Raw genomic sequence first — 21,567 nt, 5'->3', positions numbered from 1 at the left:
CGCAACGACGGTCGCCGGGTACCGGTACGGGGTACCGATGGGTAACTTGTCACACCCGTCGGGCTCATCGCAGACCCTCCGGCAACAGCGAGCCCAGCCGCTTGACCGCCCGGTGCTGCAGCGCCTTGATCGCGCCGTCCTTCTTGCCCATCGCGGCAGCGGTCTCGGCCACCGAGAGGCCCTGCAGGAACCGCAGCTCGATGCACTCGCGCTGCTCGTCGCCGAGCCGGCCGATGCAGGAGAGCAGCTCGGCGTTGGTGAGCCCCTGCAGCACGGCGTCCTCCGGGCCGTCGGTGGCCCGGTCGGCGTCGCGCATGTCGGCGGTGCTGACCTCCAGCCGGAACCGGCTGCTCTTCACGTGGTCCCGGACGATGTTGCGGGCGATGGTGACCAGCCAGGCCCCGACGTCGCGGCCCTGGAAGGACAGCGAGTCGATCCGGCGCAGCGCGCGGACGAAGGTCTCGCTGGTGAAGTCCTCGGCGGTCTGCCGGTCGGAGACCCGGTGGTAGAGGAAGCGGAAGACCATGTCGGCGTACCGGTCGTAGAGCAGGCCGAACGCCTCGGCCTCGCCCTCCTGGGCGCGCTGGACCAGGGTCCAGACGGCGATCTGCTCCTCGCCCTCGGGCTCGAGGGTGAGGTCGTCGCCGAGGTCCTCGACGTCCTCCTCCGGCTCCGGCTCCACGGGGACGGCGACGACCGGCGGGGCGTCGTCGACCGGGCGGCGGGGTGCCGGGGTGGGCCGGTCCGTCGTGCGCGGGCGGGGCGAGGGCCGGGGGCGGGGGACCGTGGGGAGGTCCTCGGCGTCGGGGGCGGCGGCGCGACCGGACAGCGGGGCGGCATCGGTCGGGTGCGGACGGGCCACTGCCTCGTGCACCTCCTCGTCACCGGACCGGCGGACCTCGCACGGGGCGACCTGCGCAGGTGGGGCCCATGGTGACAACATCCGTGGCCTGCGTCCACGCGGGACCCCCCGGGACGAGCGACGCAGCCGACTGACGAGGGAGTGGTCCCGGTGCCGGCAGGACCCGACGTCCGCACGCCCGACGACACCGCCGACGCCGTGGCGAGCTTCGACGGGCTGTTCCGCCGGGCGGCCCGGGCGACCCCGGACGCCCCGGCGCTGGTGCAGGGCGACCGGCGGCTCAGCTGGTCCGAGGTCGACGCCGCGGTGGACCGGACCGCCGCCGGCTACGCCGCCCGCGGGCTCGCCGCCGGCGACCGGGTGGCCGTCCAGCTGCCCAACGGCGTGGACTGGGTGCTGGCGGTGGTGGGCGCGTTGCGGGCCGGCCTGGTCGTCGTCCCGGTCAACCCGGCCTACACCGACCCCGAGCTCGAGCACCTGCTCACCGACTCCGGCGCCCGGCTGGTGGTGGCCACGCAGGAGCGCACCGGCCCGGCCGGGGTGCCGGTGCTGGCCGGCCCGCCGGAGTCCGACGACGCCCCGCCGGCCCCGCCGTCGGACGCCTCCGCACTGGCCCTGCTGGCCTACACCAGCGGCACGACCGGGCGCCCGCGCGGCGCGATGCTCACCCACGCGGCGCTGCTGACCAACCAGCGGCAGGTGCTCGCCGTCGAGCCGGCACCGGTGCGCCCGGGCGACGTCGTGCTGCTGGTGCTGCCCCTGTTCCACGTCTACGGGCTCAACGGCGGGCTCGGGCTGACCGCGGCGACCGGGGCGTGCGGGGTGCTGGTGGACGCCTTCGACCCGGTGTCCTCGCTGGAGCTGATGGCCGCCGAGGGCGTCTCGGCCGTCCCCGGCGCCCCGCCGATGTACCAGGCCTGGCTGGCCGCGGCCGACCACACCGGCTCGGACACCGCGCTGCGCCGGGCGTTCGCCGCCGTGCACACCGCCAGCTGCGGGGCCGCCCCACTGCCGGCCCGGGTCTGGACGGCGATGCGCGACCGGGCCGCGGTGACGGTCTGGGAGGGCTACGGGCTCACCGAGGCAGCCCCGGTGCTGGCCACCACGCTGGTCACCGGCCGGGCCAAGCCCAGCTGCATCGGCGCCCCGGTGCCCGGGGTGGAGCTGGTGCTGCGCGACACCGCCGGCGGCCCGGGCGCCGGGCCGGACCCCGGCAGCAAGGTGCGCGAGGACGTGTTCGGCGACCCGTGGGGCGACGACCCCCCGGACAGCGCCGGCGAGGTCTGCGTGCGCGGGGCCAACCTGTTCTCCGGCTACTGGCCCGACGGCGCCGACGGCCCGGACGACGAGGGCTGGCTGGTCACCGGGGACATCGCCTACCGGGACGCGGTCGGCGACCTGCACCTGGTCGACCGCCGCCGTGACCTGGTGCTGGTGAGCGGGTTCAACGTCTACCCCGGCGAGGTCGAGCGGGTGCTCGACGCCCACCCGGAGGTGGCGGAGGCCGCGGTCATCGGGGTCCCCGACGACCGGACCGGGGAGTCGGTGCGCGCCGTCGTCGTCCGCACGCCCGGGTCGCAGGTCGACGTCCAGACGCTGCGCACCTTCGCGGCCCGCTCGCTGGCCCGGTTCAAGGTGCCCTCCTCGGTGCGCTTCGTGGACCAGCTGCCGCACTCCCTCACCGGCAAGGTGAGCCGCGCCCGGCTGCGCGAGCTGGGGCTGGACCGGATGGCCGCGGAGACCCAGGAGGTCGAGGGGGTGACCCGGGGTGACTGAGCCGGAGACCCCGCGGCTGCAGCTGCTGACCCGGGACGGCTGCCACCTGTGCGCGGTGGCGGCCGAGACCCTGGGTCGGCTGGCCGAGGAGGCGTCGCTCACGGTGACCGCCGTCGACGTGGACGCCGACCCCGAGCTGCAGGCCGAGTTCGGCGACCGGGTGCCGGTGGTGCTGCTCGACGGGCGGGAGCACTCCTACTTCACCGTCGACGTGCCGCGGCTGCGCCGGGACCTCGGCACCGCCTGAGACGGCTCCGGCGGGCCGCCGTAGGGTGCTCTCCACCACAGCGGACGCGCATGACCTGCACAGACGCCCGCAGCGACTTTGTTCCTGCGTTCACAAGCGGTTACCGTGGCGTTGCCGGAGCGAGACGTGCCCCGGCACCCCCGATGTCTGCGAGATCGCCCGGGCTCCCGCCCGTCGCGCGGTCTCCGACCGCTGTGGAGTTGGCCCGTGATGCAGCCGCGGCCCCGGATGATCCCGGAGGCCACCGTCGCCCGGTTGGCGGTGTACCTGCGTGTGCTCGCCGGGCTCTCCGGCGGCGGCCGCAGCCACGTGTCCAGCCAGGAGCTGGCCTCGGCCGCCGGGGTCAACCCGGCCGGCCTGCGCAAGGACCTCTCCTACCTGGGCCCCTGCGGGGTCCGCGGGGTCGGTTACGCGGTGCCCGCGCTGCGCGAGCGGCTGGCCCGGGCCCTCGGGGTCGAGCAGCAGCGCGCCTGTGTGCTGGTCGGCATGGGCAACCTGGGCTCGGCCCTGGCCGGGTACGCCGGCTTCGGCAGCCGCGGCTTCACCTTCGTCGGGCTGCTGGACGCCGACCCCGCCCGGGTCGGTGACCTCGTCGGGGACACCACCGTGCGCCCGGTCGAGGACCTGGAGGCCGTGGTGGCCGAGCACGGCGTGACCATCGCCGTGGTCACCACCCCGGCCGAGGTCGCCCAGTCGGTCTGCGACCGGCTCGTCGCCGCCGGCGTGCGCAGCATCGTGAACTTCGCCCCCCAGGCGCTCACCGTCCCCGCCGGCGTCGACGTCCGGCAGGTGGACCTCTCCGTCGAGCTGCAGGTGCTCGCCTTCCTCGACCAGCAGAAGGGCGTGCAGCTGGTGCCCGACACCGTCCCGACCGACCTCACCGCCGTGGGGGTCGCCCGATGAGCCTGCTCGCCGTCGGCATCAGCCACCAGACCGCGCCGGTCGCCCTGCTCGAGCAGGTCGCGATGACCGGGGACGACACGGCCAAGACCCTGCACGAGCTGCTGGACTCCGAGCACGTCTCCGAGGCCCTGGTGCTCGCGACGTGCAACCGGGTCGAGGTCTTCGCCGAGGTCGACCGCTTCCACGGCGGGGTCACCGACGTCAGCCGGGTGCTCGCCCGGCACGCCGGGGCCACCGTGGAGGACCTGTCGCCCTACGTCACGGTGCACTACGAGGACCAGGCCATCGGCCACCTCTGCACCGTCGCCGCCGGTCTGGACTCGATGGTCGTCGGGGAGACCCAGGTGCTCGGGCAGCTGCGGGCGGCGTACGCGCTCGCGCAGGCCGAGGGCACGATCGGCCGCGAGCTGCACCCGATCACCCAGCGCGCGCTGCGGGTGGGCAAGAGGGTGCACTCGGAGACCGGCATCGACAAGGCCGGCGCCTCGCTGGTGTCGGTGGCCCTGGAGCGGGTCACCGAGCGGATCGGCGACCTGGCCGGGCGCCCGGTGCTCGTCGTCGGCGCGGGCTCGATGGGCGCACTGGCCGCGACCACGCTGGCCCGCCGCGGCGCCGCCCTCACCGTCGCCAGCCGGACGCCGGCCTCGGCCGCCCGGCTCGCCGAGTCCCTGCAGGGCCGGTCCGCCGACCTGGAGTCCCTCGCCGAGGAGCTGGCCCTCGCCGACGTGCTGGTCACCTGCACCGGTGCCACCGGCACCGTGATCGGCACCGACGTGGTCACCTCGGCGATGGTCGGCCGCGACCGTCCGCTGGTGGTCGTCGACCTGGCCCTGCCGCGCGACGTCGACCCGGCCGTGGGCGCGCTGCCCGGGGTGCACGTGGTCGACCTCGCGATGCTGCAGGGCGAGCGCGCCGAGCGGCACGCCGGCTCGTTGGCGGGGACGGTGGCCAGCGACGACATCGCCGCTGCGCACGCCCTGGTCGAGCTGGAGACCTCGCTGCTGCGCGCCGAGCGGCAGGCCGCCGCCGTGGCGCCCACGGTGTCCGCGCTGCGCAGCCAGGCCGCCGGGGTCGTCGACGCCGAGCTGCTGCGGCTGTCGACCCGGTTGCCCGACCTCGACGCCCGGGCGCGCAGCGAGATCGCCCGCACCGTGCGCCGGGTCGTGGACAAGCTGCTGCACGAGCCGACCGTGCGGGTCAAGGAGCTGGCCGGGGCCCCCGGCGGCACCGACTACGCCGACGCGCTGCGTGCACTGTTCGGGCTGGGCCTGGACGCCGACACGAGCTCGGCCACCCTGGCCGAGGCCGTCGTGGACGCCGACCTGCCCGCGGCGGGCACCGGCCGGCTCCGCGTCGACCGGGAGGTCTCGTGACCCGCCCGCCGCTGCGGCTGGGCACCCGGCGCAGCCGGCTGGCGCTCACCCAGTCCCAGCACGTCGCCGATGCGATCACCGCGGCCAGCGGGGTCCCCGTCGAGCTGGTGCACATCACCACCGAGGGCGACCGGTCGGCCGCGGCGATCACCCAGCTGGGCAGCACCGGGGTGTTCGTCAGCGCGCTGCGCGACGCGTTGCACGCCGGCACGGTCGACCTCGCCGTGCACAGCTACAAGGACCTGCCCACCGCAGAGGAGCCGGGGCTGACCATCGCCGCCGTCCCGGCCCGGCAGGACCCCCGCGACGCCCTCGTCGCCCGCGACGGCCTGACCCTGGGGGAGCTGCCCGTCGGCTCCACCGTCGGCACCGGCGCCCCGCGCCGGGTGGCCCAGCTGCGCGCGCTCGGTCTGGGCCTGGAGGTCGTGCCGATCCGCGGCAACGTGGACACCCGCATGGGCAAGGTCAGCAGCGGCGAACTGGACGCGGTGGTCCTCGCCCGGGCAGGCTTGGCCCGGCTCGACCGGCTCGAGGCGGTCACCGAGGTGCTCGACCCGCTGCAGGTGCTCCCCGCGCCGGCGCAGGGGGCGCTCGCCGTGGAGTGCCGCAGCGACGACGCGACCACCCGGTCGTTGCTGGCCGCCCTCGACGACGCGGGCGTCCGCGCCTGCGTCGTGGCCGAGCGCACCGTGTTGGCCACCCTGGAGGCCGGCTGCAGTGCCCCGGTCGCCGCGCACGCGGAGATCGGCGAGGCCGAGGACGGCGGCGACGAGCTGTACCTGCGGGCCTCGGTCACCGCGATCGACGGCAGCGACGCCGTCCGCGGGTCGGTCTCGGGTCCCGCGGCCGACCCGGCCCGGCTGGGCCGCGAGCTCGCCGCCGAGCTGCTCGACCGCGGCGCGGCGGCCCTCATGGCCGTCAGCCGATGACCCACCGCACCACCCAGCAGCACCCCACAGACCCCCGATCCACCCGCAAGCGACCCCACCCCGGGGATCAGATGAGGAGCACGCGATGACGCGCTCACGCAAGCAGACCGGCCGAGTCGTGTTCGTCGGCGCCGGTCCCGGCGACCCCGGACTGCTGACCACCCGCGCCGCCGACGCCCTGGCCGCCGCCGACCTGGTCATCACCGACGCCGACGTCCCGGCGCCGCTGACCGACGCGGTCCGCGAGGCCCACCCCGACGTCGAGCTGACCGTCGCCACCGGCGAGCCCGCCGACATCGCCAAGACGGCGGTGGCCGCGGCCAAGAACGGCTCGGTCGTCGTCCGGCTCGTCGCCGGTGACCCGTTCACCACCGACGCGGTGGTCAAGGAGACCCTCGCGGTCACCCGGACCAGCGTGCCCTTCGACGTCGTCCCCGGCGTGGCCGTGGGCACCGCGGTGCCGGCCTACGCCGGTGTCGCGATCGGTGCCGGCTCGGTGCAGGCCGACCTGCGCGGGGAGACCCCCACCGACCTCGCAGCGCTGGCCGCCGCGTCCACCGGCACCGGCAGCCCGCTGGTGCTCCAGGTCGCTGCCGACCAGCTGCCCAGCGTCGCCGCGGGCCTCGTCGAGGGCGGGCTGTCGGGTTCCACCCCGGTGGTCGTCACCGCCGAGGGCACCGGCACCTCGCAGAAGTCGGTCACCGCCAAGCTGTCCGCGGTCGCGGAGAAGACCGCCGGGGTCGAGGCCCTCACCGGCTCCGTCGTCGTCACCGTCGGCGCCGTCGTGGACAAGCGCGCCAAGCTCTCCTGGTGGGAGTCCCGCCCGCTGTTCGGCTGGCGCGTGCTGGTCCCGCGCACCCGTGAGCAGGCCGGGGAGATGAGCGACCGGCTGCGTGCCTACGGCGCCGTCCCGGTCGAGGTGCCCACCATCGCCGTGGAGCCCCCGCGCAGCCCGGCCCAGATGGACCGCGCCGTCAAGGGCCTGGTCACCGGCCGCTACGGCTGGATCGTGTTCACCTCCACCAACGCCGTGCGCGCCGTCCGGGAGAAGTTCGCCGAGCTCGGCCTGGACGCCCGCGCGTTCGCCGGGGTCAAGGTCGCCTGCGTCGGTGAGCAGACCGCCGACGCCGTCCGCGAGTTCGGCATCGTGCCCGAGCTGCTGCCGGCCGGGGAGCAGTCCTCCGAGGGCCTGCTGGTGGACTTCCCGCCCTACGACGACGTGTTCGACCCGATCGACCGGGTCCTCCTGCCGCGTGCCGACATCGCCACCGAGACCCTCACCGCGGGCCTGAAGGACCGCGGCTGGGAGGTCGACGACGTCACCGCCTACCGGACGGTGCGCGCCGCGCCGCCCGCCGCCGCCGTGCGCGAGGCGATCAAGGGCGGCGGCTTCGACGCCGTCTGCTTCACCTCCTCCTCCACCGTGCGCAACCTGGTCGGCATCGCCGGCAAGCCGCACGCCCGCACCGTCGTCTCGGTGATCGGCCCGGCCACCGCGGCCAGCGCCACCGAGTTCGGCCTGCGGGTCGACGTGCAGCCCGAGACCGCCGCGGTCGGCCCGCTGGTGGACGCCCTCGCCGCGTTCGCCGAGGCCCGCCGCGCCGAGGCCGCCGGGGAGACCGCCACCAGCGAGGACGCCGAGTGACCGGCGGGGCGCACCCGGGCTTCGCGCGGGGACGGCGGCTGCGCTCGACCCCGGCGATGCGCCGGATGACCGCGCAGACCCGGGTGAGCCCCGCCGACCTCGTGCTGCCGGTCTTCGTCAAGCAGGGCGTCACCGCCCCGGTGCCGATCAGCTCGATGCCCGGCGTCGTCCAGCACTCGCTGGACTCGCTGCGGAAGGCCGCCCACGAGGCGGCCAAGGCCGGGATCAGCGGGCTGATGCTCTTCGGCATCCCCGCCGACAAGGACGCCGTGGGCTCCCAGGCCGACGCCGCCGACGGGATCGTCAACGTGGCGCTGCAGCAGCTGCGGGCCGACCTGGGCGACGAGCTCGTGCTGATGGCCGACCTGTGCCTGTGCGAGTACACCGACCACGGGCACTGCGGCGTGGTGACCCCGGCCGGCGTGGTCGACAACGACCCCACCCTGGACCGCTATGCCGCCGTCGCCGTGGCCCAGGCGCAGGCCGGGGCCCACCTGGTCGCCCCCAGCGGGATGATGGACGGGCAGGTCGCGGCGATCCGCGCCGGCCTGGACGCCGCGGCCTTCACCGAGGTGCCGATCCTGGCCTACGCGGCCAAGTACGCCTCGGGCTTCTACGGTCCGTTCCGCGAGGCCGCCGAAGGCGCCCCGCAGTTCGGCGACCGGTCGACCTACCAGATGGACCCGCCCAACGCGGCCGAGGCGCTGCGCGAGGTGGCCCAGGACCTCGCCGAGGGCGCCGACGCCGTCATGGTCAAGCCGGCGCTGCCCTACCTGGACATCGTCCGGCAGGTCGCCGACGCCGTCGACGTGCCGGTCAGCGCCTACCAGGTGAGCGGTGAGTACGCGATGGTCGAGGCGGCCGCCGCCCGCGGCATGGTCGACCGGCAGCGCGCGGTGCTGGAGACCCTCACCTCGATCCGCCGGGCCGGCGCGGGGACCGTGCTGACCTACTGGGCGGTCGAGGCAGCCGGCTGGCTGCGCTGATCCCGGTGCTGAACCGCTGATGGAACCCAGCTACCGGGAGCCGGGTGGGTCCTGGCGGACCTTCTACGGCGTCACCGCGGTGTTCCTCGTCCTCGCTGTCGCCGACGTGCTGCTGCCCGGGGGCGACGTGCCGCCGCTGCTGTGGGTGCTGGCCATCGTCGTGGTGCTGGGCATCATCGCCGCCGGCGTCGTGTCGGCCGACCGGGTCTGGACCGTGCAGGTCGAGGGCCGGGGCACCGACGCGACCCTGGTCGTCGGCCGGGAGCGGCTGCCGCTGGCCGAGGTCGACCTGCACGCGCTGCGCACCGGCAGTGCGGGGGTCGACGTCGGCGCCCCGGTGCTCGGCGGCGGGGTCACCGTGCCCAAGGGCCGGGTCGGCCTGCCGCTGCGGCGCACCGACGGCACCACCGTGCTCGCCCCCACGCGCCGCCCCGCACAGCTGACGGAGGCCCTGCTCACAGCTCACCCGGGGGCCACCACCCCGCCCGACGCGCCTGGGACAGTGGGGACGTGACCTTCCCGTACGAGGCCCCCGCATCGGCCGAGCTGTTCGCCCGGGCCGCCCGGGTGACCCCCGGTGGCGTCAACTCACCCGTGCGCGCGTTCCGCGCCGTGGGGGGCACCCCGCGCTTCATGGCGTCGGGGTCCGGCCCCTGGATCACCGACGTGGACGGGCGCCGCTACGTCGACCTGGTCAGCAGCTGGGGCCCGATGATCCTGGGCCACGCGCACCCCGCCGTCGTCGAGGCCGTGGTGGCCGCCGCCGGGCGCGGGTTCTCCTTCGGCACCCCCACCGCCGGGGAGATCGACCTGGCGGCCGAGATCGTCGACCGGGTGGACGCCGTCGAGCAGGTCCGGCTGGTCAACTCCGGCACCGAGGCGGTGCTGTCGGCGATCCGGCTGGCCCGCGGTGCGACCGGTCGTCCCGTCGTCGTCAAGTTCGCCGGGTGCTACCACGGGCACGTCGACGCGCTGCTGGCCTCGGCCGGTTCCGGCGTCGCGACCCTGGGCCTGCCCGACACCCCCGGTGTCACCACCGGGGCGGCCGCGGACACCGTGGTGCTCCCCTACAACGACGTCGCCGCGGTCGAGGCCGTGTTCGCCGAGCGCGGCAGCGAGATCGCCTGCGTGATCACCGAGGGCGCCGCCGGCAACATGGGCGTCGTCCCCCCGCTGGACGGGTTCAACGCGCACCTGCGCCGGATCACCGCCGCGCACGGTGCCCTGCTGGTGGTCGACGAGGTGATGACCGGCTTCCGGGTCACCCGGGCCGGCTGGCAGGGCCTGGACCCCGTCGACGCCGACCTGTTCACCTTCGGCAAGGTGATGGGCGGTGGCCTGCCGGCCGCGGCCTTCGGCGGCAAGCAGCACCTCATGGAGCAGCTGGCCCCGCTCGGGCCGGTCTACCAGGCAGGGACGCTGGCCGGGAACCCGGTCGCGGTCGCCGCGGGGTTGACCACGCTGCAGCACTGCACCCCCGAGGTCTACGAGCGCTGCGACGCGGTCGCCGCCACCCTGCGCGGTGCGGTGTCGACCGCACTGTCGGCGGCCGGGGTGCCGCACCGGGTGCAGCAGGCCGGCTCGATGTTCTCGGTCTTCTTCGTCCCCGACGAGCGCGTGGTGCGCGACTACGACGACGCCCGCACCCAGGAGACCGCGCAGCACACCGCGTTCTTCCACTCGATGCTCGCCCAGGGCGTCTACCTGCCGCCCTCGGCCTTCGAGTCGTGGTTCGTCAACGCCGCGATGGACGACGAGGCCGTCTCCCACGTGCTCGACGCGCTGCCGGCCGCGGCCCGCGCCGCCGCCGTGGCCACCCCGGGCACCGCCCCCGCGGTCTCCCACGACGCCCAGGTGCTCCAGCCGTGACGACCACCGTGGTGCACGTGATGCGGCACGGCGAGGTGTTCAACCCGACCGGCGTGCTCTACGGCCGGCTGCCCGGGTTCCACCTGTCCGACGCCGGCCACGGGATGGCCGCCACGGCCGCCGACTGGTTCGCCCAGCGGCCGCCGATCACCCACCTGGTCGCCTCGCCGCTGCAGCGCGCGCAGGAGACCGCGGCCCCGATCGCCACCGCGCTGGACCTGCCCATCGCCACCGACGAGCGGCTGATCGAGGCCGGCAACTCCTTCGAGGGCCAGACCTTCGGGGTCGGCGACGGCGCGCTCAAGCACCCGGCCAACTGGTGGCGGCTGCGCAACCCGTGGACGCCCTCCTGGGGCGAGCCGTACACCGAGATCGCCGGGCGGATGACCGGTGCCGTGCACGCCGCCCGGGACGCCGCCCGCGGCTCGGCCGCCGTCTGCGTCAGCCACCAGCTGCCGATCTGGACCCTGCGGCTGAACGCCGAGGGCCGCTCCTACCTGCACGACCCCCGCAAGCGGCAGTGCGGGCTGGCCAGCGTCACCTCGTTCACCTTCGAGGACGACCGGCTGGCCCGGGTCGACTACGCCGAGCCCGCCGGCCCCGCGGGGAAGGGCACGGTGGGTGGCGCATGAGGAGGCTGCTGGGTCTCGCACTCGCCGGCGCCGTGCTGACCGGGTGCACCACCGGGGCCAACGCCGTGGACGTCAACAACGGCGGGGAGTTCCGGTTCGTCGAGGGCACCCCGTCCGGTGACGTCATCCCCGAGGCCGAGCGGGCCTCCGGTCCGGAGTTCTCCGGCACGCTGCTCGGCGGCGGGGAGTTCGAGTCCACCTCGCTGGACGGCGACGTCGCGGTGCTCAACTTCTGGGGCTCCTGGTGTCCGCCCTGCCGGGTGGAGACCCCCGAGTTCCAGGAGGTCTACACCGAGGTCCAGGACCAGGGCGTGCAGTTCCTCGGGCTGAACGTCAAGGACCAGGAGCAGCTCGCCCAGGCCTTCGTGGAGAACGTCGGCGTCACCTTCCCCTCGGTCTTCGACCCCGCCGGTGAGGTCGCGCTGGCCTTCCGGGACTACCCGGCCACCGCCATCCCGTCGACGATCGTGCTCGACCGCGAGGGGCGGGTGGCCGCCGTCTACACCGCGGCCGTCTCGCAGGAGGACCTCCGCGCCGCCCTCGACCGGGTCCTGGACGAGGGCTGAGCCGTGGGTGAGACCTTCGCCGGACTGGTGACCGACGGCCCGCTGCTGGTGGCCGCCGCCGTGGCCGCGCTGGTCGGGCTGATCAGCTTCGCCTCGCCCTGCGTGCTGCCGCTGGTGCCCGGCTACCTGTCCTACGTCACCGGCCTGGTCGGCACCGGCGTCCGCACCGCGACCCCGGCCACGCCGGCTCCGGCCGGGGACGGCGCGGTGGCCACCGCGGTGCGCGTCCCGGTCGACGAGCGCTCCCCGCGCGGGCGGATGGTGCTGGGCGCGGTTCTCTTCGTGCTCGGGTTCACCGCCGTGTTCGTCGCCTTCGGCGCCGCGTTCGGCGGGCTGGGCCGGCTGCTGCTGGTGCACGCCGACGTCATCACCCGGGTCATGGGCGGGGTCACCGTGCTCGTCGGCCTGGGCTTCCTGGGCTGGCTGCCGTTCCTGCAGCGCACCAAGAAGCTGTCGGTCAAGCCGGCCACCGGGCTGGCCGGGGCGCCCCTGCTCGGGGTCGTGTTCGGCCTGGGCTGGACCCCCTGCCTGGGCCCGACGCTCTCGGCGGTCAACTCGCTGGCCTTCACCGAGGCCACCGCGGCCCGCGGCGCCTTCCTGGGCGTCGCCTACTGCCTGGGTCTGGGCGTGCCGTTCGTGCTCGTCGCCCTCGGCGCCCGCTGGGCGGTGGGCGCGACGACCTTCCTGCGCCGGCACGCCGCCGCCGTCAGCCGCTTCGGCGGTGCGGTGCTGATCGTCGTCGGACTGCTCCTGCTCACCGGCGCCTGGACCGAGATGATGATCTGGTTCCGCTCCTGGATCGCCAGCACCGGCTTCGGGGAGGGACTCCTGTGACCACGACGGTCGAACGTCCGACGCCGTCCCCGGCACCGCCGCCGCGGCCCGGCCCGCTCTCGCGCGTGGGGTCGACGCTGCTGCGCTGGTGGCGCCAGCTCACCGCGATGCGCACCGCGCTGATCCTGCTGTTCCTGCTCGCCGTGGCCGCCATCCCCGGGTCGCTGCTGCCCCAGCGCTCGCTGTCCCAGTCGCAGGTCACCGGCTACTTCGCCGAGCACCCGACGCTGGCCCCGGTGCTGGACAAGCTGTTCCTGTTCGACGTCTTCGCCTCGCCGTGGTTCGCCGCGATCTACCTGCTGCTGTTCCTGTCGCTCATCGGCTGCGTCGTCCCGCGGGCGATCGAGCACGCCCGTGCGGTCGTCGCGAAGCCCCCGCCGGCCCCGCGGCACCTGCACCGGCTGCCGGAGTCCACCACCCTGGACAGCCCGCTGCCCGCCGCCGACACCCTCGACGTGGTCGAGGAGGAGCTCCGGGTCCGCCGGTTCCGCGTCGTCCGGCGCGAGGGCAGGCACGGCCCCGAGCTCTCGGCGGAGAAGGGCTTCCTCAAGGAGACCGGCAACGTCGTCTTCCACTTCGCGCTGCTGGCCCTGCTCCTGGGGCTGGCCGGCGGGAAGCTCTGGGGCTACGAGGGGTCGATCCTGGTCACCGAGGGCGACCGGTTCTGCAACACCTTCCAGCAGTACGACACCTACTCCGCGGGCCCGTTGGTCGACGCCTCCGACATGGCCCCGCTCTGCGTGGGCCTGGAGGACTTCAAGGCCGACTACGAGGAGAACCTCACCGCGGCCTCCTTCACCGCCGACATCGACTACGGCCTGGCCGGGCAGGCCAGCCGGAACACGACCATCGGGGTGAACAGCCCGCTGCGCCAGGACGGCGTGCGGGTCTACACCACCGGGCACGGCTTCTCCCCGGTCTTCACCGTCACCTTCCCCAACGGGGACGCCTTCACCGACGTCTCGGCACCGTTCCTGCCCTCGGACACCACGACCATGGCCAGCCAGGGGGCGCTCAAGCTCCCCGACGTCCCGGGCAGCGACGACCAGCTGGCGCTGGAGGGGTTCTTCGCCCCGACCGGCTCGGTGCAGGGCGGCGTCCTCACCTCGGTCGACCCGCGCCCGCTGGACCCGCAGGTCGCGCTGTTCGTCTACCGCGGCTACCTGGGACTGGACTCCGGGCTGCCGCAGTCGGTCTACTCGGTCGACCAGACCCAGATCGACCGGGGCACCCTCAGCGAGGTCGGCCGGGCCAACCTGTCGGTGGGGGAGTCCACCACTCTGGAGGACGGCACGGTCATCACGTTCTCCGGGCTCAAGCAGTTCGCGGCCATGCAGCTCAACCACGACCCCGGTCAGGTGTGGGTGCTCGGCGCCGCCATCGCGGTGCTCGTGGGCCTGCTCGGGATGCTGCTGCTGCGCCGGGAACGGGTGTTCGCCCGCACCACCACCGGGCCCGACGGCGCGGGTACCGTCCTCGCCGTGGGTTCGTTGACCCGCGGCAGCGCGGACACCGCGCCACGCTTCACCGCACTCACCGACGACGTCGCGGCCGCGTTGGCCCGCCGGGACGCCGACCACCCCCGCACCACGCCTGAGGAGAACCAGCGCTCGTGACAGACCCCTCGCTCGCCGCGTTGTCGGACACCTTCTTCTCCATCGCCGTGGCCCTGTACTCCCTGGCGGTCGTGGCCTTCTGCGCCGAGCTCGCCTTCGGTGGCAAGCACGCGCCGGCCCGGTCCCGCGAGCTCGTCGCCGCTGGCGGTGGCGGCCCGGTCACCGGTGCCGACACCGACGCCGCCGAGCCGGTCAGGGCCCGCCGGGTCGGCACCGCCGCGATGGTGCTCACCGCACTCGGCGCCGTGGTCCAGGCCGGGGTGCTCGTCACCCGCGGTGCGGCCACCGGCCGGCTGCCCTGGGGCAACATGTACGAGTTCGGCACCGCCGTCGTGCTGGTCGCCGTCGTCGTCTACCTGGTCCTCGCCGTGCGCACCCCGGCGCTGCGCCACATCGGGGTCTTCGTGCTGGCCCCGGTCGTGCTGTCCATGGTGGGCATCGGGCTGTTCCTCTACGCCGAGGCCGGCCCGCTGGTCGCCGCGCTGCGCTCGAGCTGGCTCGCCGTGCACGTCACCACCGCGATCCTCGGCTTCGGCATCTTCTTCGTGTCCGGCATCGCCAGCGTCATGTACCTGGTGCGCTCCCGGTACGAGTCCCGCGTGGCCGCCGGTGACGCCCCGGCCTCGCGCATCGTGCACAAGCTGCCCAGCGCGGCCTCGCTGGACCGCACCGCGCACCGCACCGCTGTCTTCGGCTTCCCGATCTGGACGTTCGCGGTCATCGCCGGCGCCATCTGGGCCGAGAGCGCCTGGGGCCGGTTCTGGGGCTGGGACCCCAAGGAGACCTGGGCGTTCATCGCCTGGGTGGTCTACGCCGCCTACCTGCACGCCCGCACCACCGCCGGCTGGCGTGGCCGGCCCTCGGCCTGGGTCAACGTCGTGGGTCTGGCCGTGATGGTCTTCAACCTGCTCTACGTGAACATGGTCTCGACCGGTCTGCACTCCTACGGCGGGGTCTGACTCCCCGGACGGTGACGCTGCGTCATCCGACCGGGGGGTCGTGACGGCCTGAGGGGTGCCACGGACGCCTGTCCGTGGGACTCTTCCCCCATGGACGAGCTCTCAGGCGCCCACCGTGGGTAGGCACGCGTCGATCGACGGGGCCGGGTCGCACCCGCTGGTGGCCGACGCCCTCGGGCGCCGCACGGTGCCCGCGCCGCGCGGCACCCACCGGGGCGAGGCCAACGTGACCGCCCCGCAGTCGACGTCCTCGGTGGGCTGGCCGGCCCCGCCCGGTCGCGGCGAGGGCCTGGGCTGGCCCGGCGAGCCCGACACCGCGCCGACCGGGGACGACGGCTCCCTGCTGGCGGCCCTGGACGCATCGCAGGACGCCCCGGCCGAGGTGCCCACCCCGCGGCGCAGCGGGTGGCGGCGCTTCTTCGGCGGCGGTCACAGCTCCACCACCAGTGCGGCCTGAGACGCCGACGGGCCCCTCCGCGGTGCGGAGGGGCCCGTCAGGGACTGGTGGGTGGGACGCTCAGGCGTCGTCGCGCTTGCTGCGCCGGTCGAGCTCGCGGAGGAAGTCCGGGTCGTCGTCCGGGGCCACGAAGCGCTGCGGCGGCTTGGGGCCGCGCGTGGGCCGGGGCGGCCGGGAACCCCCGCCGCCGGACCCGCCGGGACCGCCGCCCTGGGTGGCTGCCGCCCGCATGACGAGCACCACCACCGCGACCGCGATCACCAGCATCACCAGAAAGACCACTGGGCCACCCTCTTCCCCGCCGTGCGCTGACGTGCAGACCCGCTCTGCCCCCAGCGTACGTGCGCGGCGATACTCGGGGGTGGGTGATCACCCGACTGCACAGGACCACCACACCGGAGGACGACATCGACGCCGTCGACGAGCAGCTGATCGCGCTGCTGCGCGCCAACGGGCGGGCCAGCTACGCCGAGCTCGCCCGGCAGGTCGGGCTCTCCGCCCCGGCCGTGCACGAGCGGGTCGGCAAGCTCGAGGGCAACGGCGTCGTCACCGGCTACACCGCGGTCGTCGACCCGGCGTCGGTCGGGCTCGGGGTGACCGCGCTGGTCGGGGTGATCGAGAGCGACGAGGTCGACGACGTCGGCCTCGAGGAGGCGATGTCCGCACTGCCGTCGGTGGAGGACTGCTGGCGCACCGCGGGCTCGGAGGGCTACGTGCTCAAGGTCCGGGTGACCGACATCCCGGCACTGGAGCACACCATCAGCGCGTTGAACAGGATCCGGGGCGTCGCGCGCACCCGGACGACCGTCGTGCTGTCGACCAAGTGGGAGGGCCGTCATGGCCGCACCGGAACCGAGTGAGACCCGTCCCGAGCCGGCCCGTCCGGTGAGCCCGACCGGGGGACCGGCCACGCCGCCCTCGCCGTGGCCGCTGCTCGCGCTCTACACGCTGGGCCGGCTCGCGCTGGCCGCGGCGCTCGTCGCGCTGCTGTGGGCGCTGGGGCTGGGCAGCTTCCCCGGCCTGCTGTTCGGGCTGCTGCTGTCCATGCCGCTGTCGTTCGTGCTCCTCAAGGGCGTCCGGGAGCGGCTCACGGAGGCGCTGGCGGCCCGCTCCGCGGTGCGCAAGGCCGGCAAGGAGGACCTGCGGGCCCGACTGCGCGGGACCGACGACCCGATCAGCTGAGGGCCAGCCCCAGCCCGAAGACCACACCGGTCACCAGGGTCGCCTGCCCGGTGCCCTGCAGGGCGCTGATCAGGGCCGGTCCGGTGCCGCCGCGGAGCACCGTGCGGGCCGGTGGGACGGCCAGCGGCGCGGCCAGCAGCCCCAGCAGCGCCCAGGGTCGGCCCAGCCCGACCAGCAGCACCACCGCGAACGACACCGCCAGCAGCCCGACGAAGAAGAACCGGGTGGAGCGCTCGCCGAGCAGCACCGCGAGGGTCCGCTTGCCGACGGCGGCGTCCCCGTGCACGTCGCGCAGGTTGTTCACCACCAGGATCGCGGTGATCAGCAGCCCGACCGGCACTGCCGCGGCGAAGGCCAGCCCCTCGACGGTGCGGGCCTGCACGAAGGTGGTGCCCACCGTGGCGACCAGGCCGAAGAACACGAAGACGAAGACCTCGCCCAGCGCCCGGTAGCCGTAGGGGATCGGGCCACCGGTGTAGGTCCACGCCGCGGCGATGCTGACCGCGCCGACCAGCACCAGCCACCAGCTCGACAGCGCGGCCAGCGCGAGGCCGGCGACCCCGGCGACCGCGAACGCCAGCAGGGCCGCGACCAGGACCGCCTGGGCCGAGGCCGCGCCGGACCCGACCAGCCGCATCGGGCCGACCCGGTCGGCGTCGGTGCCGCGCTTGCCGTCGGAGTGGTCGTTGGCGTAGTTCACCCCGACCTGGAGCGCGAGCGCCACCAGCAGGGCGAGCAGCGCGGGCAGCAGCCGGAAGCCGTCGAGGGCCTGGGCCACGCCGGAGCCCACGAGCACGGGGGCGACGGCGGCGGGCAGCGTCTTCGGGCGGGCGCCGGCCAGCCACTGGGCGGGGGTGGCCATCAGGCTCCTTCGATCAGACGGGTGACCGCGCGGCGGTCGGGCTTGCCGGTGTGCAGCACGGGAACGGCGTCGAGCAGGTGCAGCTGCCGGGGGGCGGCCGCGGCGCCGAGACGCCCGGCCACCCAGGGCCGCAGCGTCTCCAGCGTGGGAGCGGCCCCGGGGGCGGGGACGACGGCGGCGACCACCCGGTGGCCCCACTCGGCGTCGGGCACCCCGGAGACCACGGCATCGGCCACGTCCGGGTGCGCCCGGAGCGCGGCCTCGACGGCCTGGGGGGAGACGTTGACCCCGCCGCTGATGAACACGTCGTCGAGACGGCCGTGCACGGTGAGCCGGCCCTCGGCCCACGTGCCCGCGTCCCGGGTGCGGAACCAGCCGCCGGCGAAGGCCTCCGCGGTGCCCGCGGGGTCCAGCCGGTAGCCCTGCGCGAGCACCGGCCCGGCCAGCTCGACCCCCTCGGCGACCCGCACCGCGACCCCGTCCAGCGGGACGCCGTCGTAGACGCAGCCGCCGGCGGTCTCGGTCATCCCGTAGGTGGTCACCACGGCCACCCCGGCGTCCCGGGCCGCGGTGAGCAGGTCGGGGTCGGTGGCCGCCCCGCCGACGAGCACCGCGTCGAAGGCCCGCAGCGCCTCGGGCTCGGCGGCCAGCGACCGGCGCAGCTGGGTGGGCACGAGCGCGGTGTAGCGGCGCCCGTCCGGCATCGCGGCCACGGCGTCGGTGAGCGGCTGGCCGTGGCCCAGCACGGTCGGCGTCCGGCCGGCCAGGGCCGAGCGGGCCAGCACCTGCAGGCCGGCGATCGCGCTCACCGGCAGGGCCAGCAGCCAGTCGCCGGGTCCGCCGAGCCGGTCCAGGGTCGCCGTCGCCGAGGCCCGGACGGCGGCCGCGGACAGCAGCACGCCCCGGCCGGTGCCGGTGGACCCGGAGGTGACGACGACGAGGTCGACGTCGTCCTCGAGCGGCACCTCGGGGCGCAGCACGGCGCGGGCGGTCGCGGCCGGGCCGTCGCCGGCGGGCAGCACGGCCAGGGGGGCGGCACCGTCCAGAGCCGCGCGCAGGGCGGGCCAGACGTGCTCGAGCACCGCGGGACCCAGGGGCGGCGCGGGCACGAGGGACAGCTGCCGGGCCACGGGGGACGAGGGTAGGCCGCCTAGGCTCGCGCCCGTGATGGAGGTGCGGGTGTACGCGACCCCGCTGCGCACCCGCTTCCGCGGCATCGACGTCCGCGACGGCGTGCTGGTGCGCGGCCCGGCGGGCTGGGGTGAGTTCTCGCCGTTCTGGGACTACGACGACGCGCAGAGCCGCCGCTGGTGGGCATCGGCCGTCGAGTCCGCGACCGTCGGCTGGCCCGCCCCGCTGCGCAGCTCGGTGCCGGTCAACTGCATCGTGCCGGCGGTCGGCCCCGAGCAGGCGCACGCCATCGTCACCGCGTCGGGCTGCCGGACGGCGAAGGTCAAGGTCGCCGAGCCCGGGCAGACCGCCGCCGACGACGAGGCCCGGGTCGAGGCCGTGCGGGACGCGCTGGGCCCGGCCGGTGGCCTGCGGGTCGACGCCAACGCCGTCTGGGACGTCGACACCGCGGTGGCCCGCATCCGCGCGCTGGACCGGTGGACCCTGGAGTACGTGGAACAGCCCTGTGCCAGCGTCGAGGAGCTCGTGGCCCTGCGCCGCCGGGTCGAGGTGCGGGTCGCCGCCGACGAGGTGGTGCGCCGGGCCGCCGACCCGGCCGGGGTGGACCTGCGGGAGGCCTGCGACGTGGTGGTGCTCAAGGTGCAGCCGCTCGGTGGGGTGCGCGCGGCGCTGGAGGTGGCGCAGGCGCACGGGCTGCCCTGCGTGGTGTCCTCGGCGCTGGAGTCCTCGGTGGGGCTGGCCGCCGGGGTCGCACTGGCCGCCGCGCTGCCCGAGCTGCCCTTCGCCTGCGGGCTGGGCAGCCTGGCGCTGTTCACCGCCGACGTGAGCTCCAGCCCGTTGCTCCCCGTGGACGGCGCGCTGCCGGTCGGCGCCGTCGTCCCCGACGCCCTGGACGCGGTCGCCGCGGACCCGGAGACCGACCGTCGCTGGCGCGAGCGGCTCGAGCGGGTGGCCGCGGCGTGAACCCGTCCACCGCCTTCGCCCGGGTCTTCGTCGACGAGCTGCTGCGCGGCGGGGTGACCGACGCCGTGGTCTGCCCCGGGTCGCGGTCGGCCCCGGTCGCGCTGGCGCTGCACCAGGCCGAGCTGGCGGGCCGGCTGCGGCTGCACGTGCGGATCGACGAGCGCACCGCGTCGTTCCTGGCCCTCGGGCTGGCCAAGGCCTCCGGGCGGCCGGTGCCGGTGCTGACCACCTCGGGGACGGCGACGGCGCACCTGCACGCCGCGGTGCTGGAGGCCGACGAGTCCGGGGTGCCGCTGCTGGCGCTGACCGCCGACCGACCGGCCGAGCTGCGTGGCACCGGGGCCAACCAGACGATCGACCAGGTGGGGCTCTACGGCGGCGCGGTGCGCTGGGCCGCCGACCTCGGCGCCCCCGAGGAGGGCCGGGAGGCCCCGCAGAACCGGTACTGGCGCTCGCTGACCGCGCGCGCGCTGATCGTGGCCGGCGGGGCGTTGTCCGGTGACCCTGGGCCGGTGCACCTGAACCTGGCGCTGCGCGAGCCGCTGATGCCCGAGGGCCACGACCCGCGTCCGGAACCGCCGTCCGGGGTCTGGGCCGGCCGGCCGGACGGTGCGCCCTGGACCACCGTGGCGCCGGGCTCCGGGCCGATGGTCAGCACCCCGCTGCCCCCGGCCGCCGTCGGCACCCCGCGGCGCCGACGCACCCTGGTGGTCGCCGGCGACGCGCCCCCCGCGGTCGGCCGCAGCACCTCCGTCGTCGCCGAGCAGCGCGGCTGGCCGGTGCTCGCCGAGCCCAGCAGCGGCGCGTGGGGTGCCGCCACGGCGGTGCGCGGCGGATCGCTGCTGCTCGGCTCGGGCGCCTGGGCCGACGCGCACCGGCCCGACCGGGTGCTCGTCGTCGGTCGGCCCACCCTCACCCGGCCGGTCTCGGCACTGCTGGCCGCCTCCGACGTCGTGGTCGAGACCTTCACCCCGCACCCGACCTGGCCCGACGCCGGCCGGGGCTCCTCGGCGGTGTCCGGGGTGCTGCCCGACCCGGGTGCCGCACTCGGTGGGCTCGACGTCTCCGGGCACCTGGTCAGTGACGGCTGGGCCGACGAGTGGGCGCAGGCCGCGCTCGCGGTGGGCACCGCGGTGGACGCCGTGCTGGACGCCGAGCCCCGGCTGACCGCCGGCCGGCTGGCCCGCGACCTGGTCGCCGCCCTGCCCGCCGGGGCGCTCCTGGTGCTCGGCTCGTCCAACCCGGTGCGCGACGTCGACCGGCTGGCCGCCCCCCGCCAGGGGGTGACCGTGCTGGCCAACCGCGGGGTGGCCGGCATCGACGGCACGGTGTCCACCGCGATCGGGGCCGCACTGGCCCACCAGGGCGCCGGTGGCGGACCGGCGTTCGCGCTGATGGGCGACCTGACGTTCCTGCACGACCTGCAGGGCCTGCTCACCGGGGACGGCGAGCCGGTGCCCGACCTGACCGTGGTGGTCCCCGACAACGACGGCGGCGGCATCTTCGCCCAGCTCGAACCGGGCCGGGCCGAGCACGCCGCCGGTTACCGCCGGGTCTTCGGCACCCCGCACGGCCGCGACCTGGTCTCGGTCGCCCGGGCGATGGGCTGGGCCGCCACCGCGATCAGCGACGCCACTCAGCTGGGCCCGGCCCTGGCGGCCGGCGGGCCCCGGGTGGTCGTCGTCCGGGGGGACCAGCGGGCCGAGGCCGAGCTGGCCGTCCGGATCCGCGCGGTGGTCGCCGACACCCTCGGGTGATGTTTGACCTCCGATCGG

The 21,567-nt window shown here is 75.7% G+C and carries 23 protein-coding genes; 19 read left to right on the top strand and 4 right to left on the bottom strand.

Going from position 1 to position 21,567, the window contains the following annotated elements; translation table 11 throughout:
- Positions 1–64: 64 nt before the first annotated feature.
- Entirely contained in the window at positions 65–943 is an 879-nt protein-coding gene (locus F1C76_06040) for a sigma-70 family RNA polymerase sigma factor (protein QNG36207.1), read from the bottom strand.
- 117 nt (positions 944–1,060) lie between these two features.
- Here F1C76_06040 and F1C76_06035 point away from each other — a divergent pair, with 117 nt between their 5' ends.
- From F1C76_06035 to F1C76_05965, 15 genes are all read left to right on the top strand, one after another.
- On the top strand, positions 1,061–2,638 hold the full coding sequence (locus tag F1C76_06035; protein ID QNG39045.1) for a long-chain fatty acid--CoA ligase: 1,578 nt from the start codon (positions 1,061–1,063) through the stop codon (positions 2,636–2,638).
- Positions 2,631–2,885 (top strand): glutaredoxin family protein, encoded by a 255-nt coding sequence (locus F1C76_06030; GenBank protein QNG36206.1) that lies wholly within the window; start codon positions 2,631–2,633, stop codon positions 2,883–2,885. The genes F1C76_06035 and F1C76_06030 overlap by 8 nt, the downstream gene beginning before the upstream one ends.
- A gap of 207 nt (positions 2,886–3,092) precedes the next feature.
- The gene (locus tag F1C76_06025) at positions 3,093–3,788 is read left to right on the top strand and encodes a redox-sensing transcriptional repressor Rex (protein QNG36205.1); all 696 of its coding nucleotides are present in this window, start codon (positions 3,093–3,095) and stop codon (positions 3,786–3,788) included.
- Positions 3,785–5,161 carry a glutamyl-tRNA reductase gene (locus tag F1C76_06020; GenBank protein ID QNG36204.1) on the top strand — a complete coding sequence of 459 codons (1,377 nt, stop codon included), beginning with the start codon at positions 3,785–3,787 and terminating at the stop codon, positions 5,159–5,161. Before F1C76_06025 ends, F1C76_06020 begins: the two co-directional genes overlap by 4 nt.
- Positions 5,158–6,090: a hydroxymethylbilane synthase gene (hemC, locus tag F1C76_06015; protein ID QNG36203.1), complete on the top strand. Its 933-nt coding sequence runs from the start codon at positions 5,158–5,160 to the stop codon at positions 6,088–6,090. Before F1C76_06020 ends, hemC begins: the two co-directional genes overlap by 4 nt.
- An 85-nt stretch (positions 6,091–6,175) precedes the next feature.
- Positions 6,176–7,735, top strand: a complete 1,560-nt coding sequence (locus F1C76_06010; protein ID QNG36202.1) for a bifunctional uroporphyrinogen-III C-methyltransferase/uroporphyrinogen-III synthase — start codon at positions 6,176–6,178, stop codon at positions 7,733–7,735.
- On the top strand, positions 7,732–8,721 hold the full coding sequence (hemB, locus tag F1C76_06005) for a porphobilinogen synthase (GenBank protein ID QNG36201.1): 990 nt from the start codon (positions 7,732–7,734) through the stop codon (positions 8,719–8,721). Before F1C76_06010 ends, hemB begins: the two co-directional genes overlap by 4 nt.
- A 19-nt stretch (positions 8,722–8,740) precedes the next feature.
- Positions 8,741–9,235, top strand: a complete 495-nt coding sequence (locus F1C76_06000) for a hypothetical protein (GenBank protein QNG36200.1) — start codon at positions 8,741–8,743, stop codon at positions 9,233–9,235.
- Positions 9,232–10,590 carry a glutamate-1-semialdehyde-2,1-aminomutase gene (hemL, locus tag F1C76_05995; protein ID QNG36199.1) on the top strand — a complete coding sequence of 453 codons (1,359 nt, stop codon included), beginning with the start codon at positions 9,232–9,234 and terminating at the stop codon, positions 10,588–10,590. The genes F1C76_06000 and hemL overlap by 4 nt, the downstream gene beginning before the upstream one ends.
- 20 nt (positions 10,591–10,610) lie before the next feature.
- Entirely contained in the window at positions 10,611–11,222 is a 612-nt protein-coding gene (locus F1C76_05990; protein QNG39044.1) for a histidine phosphatase family protein, read from the top strand.
- Positions 11,219–11,788, top strand: a complete 570-nt coding sequence (locus F1C76_05985) for a TlpA family protein disulfide reductase (protein QNG36198.1) — start codon at positions 11,219–11,221, stop codon at positions 11,786–11,788. The genes F1C76_05990 and F1C76_05985 overlap by 4 nt, the downstream gene beginning before the upstream one ends.
- A 3-nt stretch (positions 11,789–11,791) precedes the next feature.
- Complete coding sequence (locus F1C76_05980) at positions 11,792–12,622, top strand: cytochrome c biogenesis protein CcdA (protein QNG36197.1); 831 nt, start codon at positions 11,792–11,794, stop codon at positions 12,620–12,622.
- Positions 12,623–12,687: 65 nt separating this feature from the next.
- A complete protein-coding gene (locus F1C76_05975) occupies positions 12,688–14,238 on the top strand; it encodes a cytochrome c biogenesis protein ResB (protein ID QNG36196.1) in 1,551 nt (516 codons plus the stop codon).
- Positions 14,235–15,197, top strand: a complete 963-nt coding sequence (ccsB, locus tag F1C76_05970; protein QNG36195.1) for a c-type cytochrome biogenesis protein CcsB — start codon at positions 14,235–14,237, stop codon at positions 15,195–15,197. The genes F1C76_05975 and ccsB overlap by 4 nt, the downstream gene beginning before the upstream one ends.
- A 115-nt stretch (positions 15,198–15,312) precedes the next feature.
- Positions 15,313–15,654 (top strand): hypothetical protein, encoded by a 342-nt coding sequence (locus tag F1C76_05965; protein ID QNG36194.1) that lies wholly within the window; start codon positions 15,313–15,315, stop codon positions 15,652–15,654.
- A gap of 60 nt (positions 15,655–15,714) precedes the next feature.
- Here F1C76_05965 and F1C76_05960 read toward each other — a convergent pair whose 3' ends face one another.
- Positions 15,715–15,936, bottom strand: a complete 222-nt coding sequence (locus F1C76_05960; GenBank protein ID QNG36193.1) for a hypothetical protein — start codon at positions 15,934–15,936, stop codon at positions 15,715–15,717.
- Between the two features lie 125 nt (positions 15,937–16,061).
- Between F1C76_05960 and F1C76_05955 the strand changes: the two genes are divergently transcribed.
- Entirely contained in the window at positions 16,062–16,514 is a 453-nt protein-coding gene (locus tag F1C76_05955; GenBank protein ID QNG39043.1) for an Lrp/AsnC family transcriptional regulator, read from the top strand.
- Positions 16,492–16,836 (top strand): DUF4229 domain-containing protein, encoded by a 345-nt coding sequence (locus F1C76_05950; protein QNG36192.1) that lies wholly within the window; start codon positions 16,492–16,494, stop codon positions 16,834–16,836. The genes F1C76_05955 and F1C76_05950 overlap by 23 nt, the downstream gene beginning before the upstream one ends.
- Here the strand turns inward: F1C76_05950 and F1C76_05945 are convergent.
- Both F1C76_05945 and F1C76_05940 read right to left on the bottom strand, forming a co-directional pair.
- Complete coding sequence (locus F1C76_05945) at positions 16,829–17,698, bottom strand: 1,4-dihydroxy-2-naphthoate polyprenyltransferase (protein ID QNG36191.1); 870 nt, start codon at positions 17,696–17,698, stop codon at positions 16,829–16,831. The genes F1C76_05950 and F1C76_05945 overlap by 8 nt on opposite strands.
- Positions 17,698–18,915: an AMP-binding protein gene (locus tag F1C76_05940; protein ID QNG36190.1), complete on the bottom strand. Its 1,218-nt coding sequence runs from the start codon at positions 18,913–18,915 to the stop codon at positions 17,698–17,700. The genes F1C76_05945 and F1C76_05940 overlap by 1 nt, the downstream gene beginning before the upstream one ends.
- Between F1C76_05940 and F1C76_05935 the strand changes: the two genes are divergently transcribed.
- Entirely contained in the window at positions 18,866–19,792 is a 927-nt protein-coding gene (locus tag F1C76_05935) for an O-succinylbenzoate synthase (GenBank protein QNG39042.1), read from the top strand. The genes F1C76_05940 and F1C76_05935 overlap by 50 nt on opposite strands.
- The gene (gene menD, locus F1C76_05930; protein ID QNG36189.1) at positions 19,789–21,549 is read left to right on the top strand and encodes a 2-succinyl-5-enolpyruvyl-6-hydroxy-3-cyclohexene-1-carboxylic-acid synthase; all 1,761 of its coding nucleotides are present in this window, start codon (positions 19,789–19,791) and stop codon (positions 21,547–21,549) included. Before F1C76_05935 ends, menD begins: the two co-directional genes overlap by 4 nt.
- Positions 21,550–21,567: the final 18 nt, after the last annotated feature.

It is taken from the genome of Geodermatophilaceae bacterium NBWT11 (genome assembly GCA_014218215.1).
In the GTDB taxonomy this organism is placed as follows: domain Bacteria; phylum Actinomycetota; class Actinomycetes; order Mycobacteriales; family Geodermatophilaceae; genus Klenkia.
The sequence above is the reverse complement of the archived record's forward strand: the minus strand, read 5'-3'. Positions and strand labels throughout refer to the sequence as shown.

What these genes read in the sequence shown, in the direction of transcription:
- F1C76_05940 (QNG36190.1), bottom strand. Translation starts at nt 18,915, where the DNA reads ATGCCGCGGAAGCGGGTGCGCAGCGGGGTCGCGTACACCCGCACCTCC.
- F1C76_05935 (QNG39042.1), top strand. Translation starts at nt 18,866, where the DNA reads ATGGAGGTGCGGGTGTACGCGACCCCGCTGCGCACCCGCTTCCGCGGC.
- F1C76_06000 (QNG36200.1), top strand. Translation starts at nt 8,741, where the DNA reads ATGGAACCCAGCTACCGGGAGCCGGGTGGGTCCTGGCGGACCTTCTAC.
- F1C76_06040 (QNG36207.1), bottom strand. Translation starts at nt 943, where the DNA reads ATGTTGTCACCATGGGCCCCACCTGCGCAGGTCGCCCCGTGCGAGGTC.
- F1C76_05985 (QNG36198.1), top strand. Translation starts at nt 11,219, where the DNA reads ATGAGGAGGCTGCTGGGTCTCGCACTCGCCGGCGCCGTGCTGACCGGG.
- F1C76_06010 (QNG36202.1), top strand. Translation starts at nt 6,176, where the DNA reads ATGACGCGCTCACGCAAGCAGACCGGCCGAGTCGTGTTCGTCGGCGCC.
- F1C76_05950 (QNG36192.1), top strand. Translation starts at nt 16,492, where the DNA reads ATGGCCGCACCGGAACCGAGTGAGACCCGTCCCGAGCCGGCCCGTCCG.
- F1C76_05945 (QNG36191.1), bottom strand. Translation starts at nt 17,698, where the DNA reads ATGGCCACCCCCGCCCAGTGGCTGGCCGGCGCCCGCCCGAAGACGCTG.
- F1C76_05990 (QNG39044.1), top strand. Translation starts at nt 10,611, where the DNA reads ATGCGGCACGGCGAGGTGTTCAACCCGACCGGCGTGCTCTACGGCCGG.
- F1C76_06020 (QNG36204.1), top strand. Translation starts at nt 3,785, where the DNA reads ATGAGCCTGCTCGCCGTCGGCATCAGCCACCAGACCGCGCCGGTCGCC.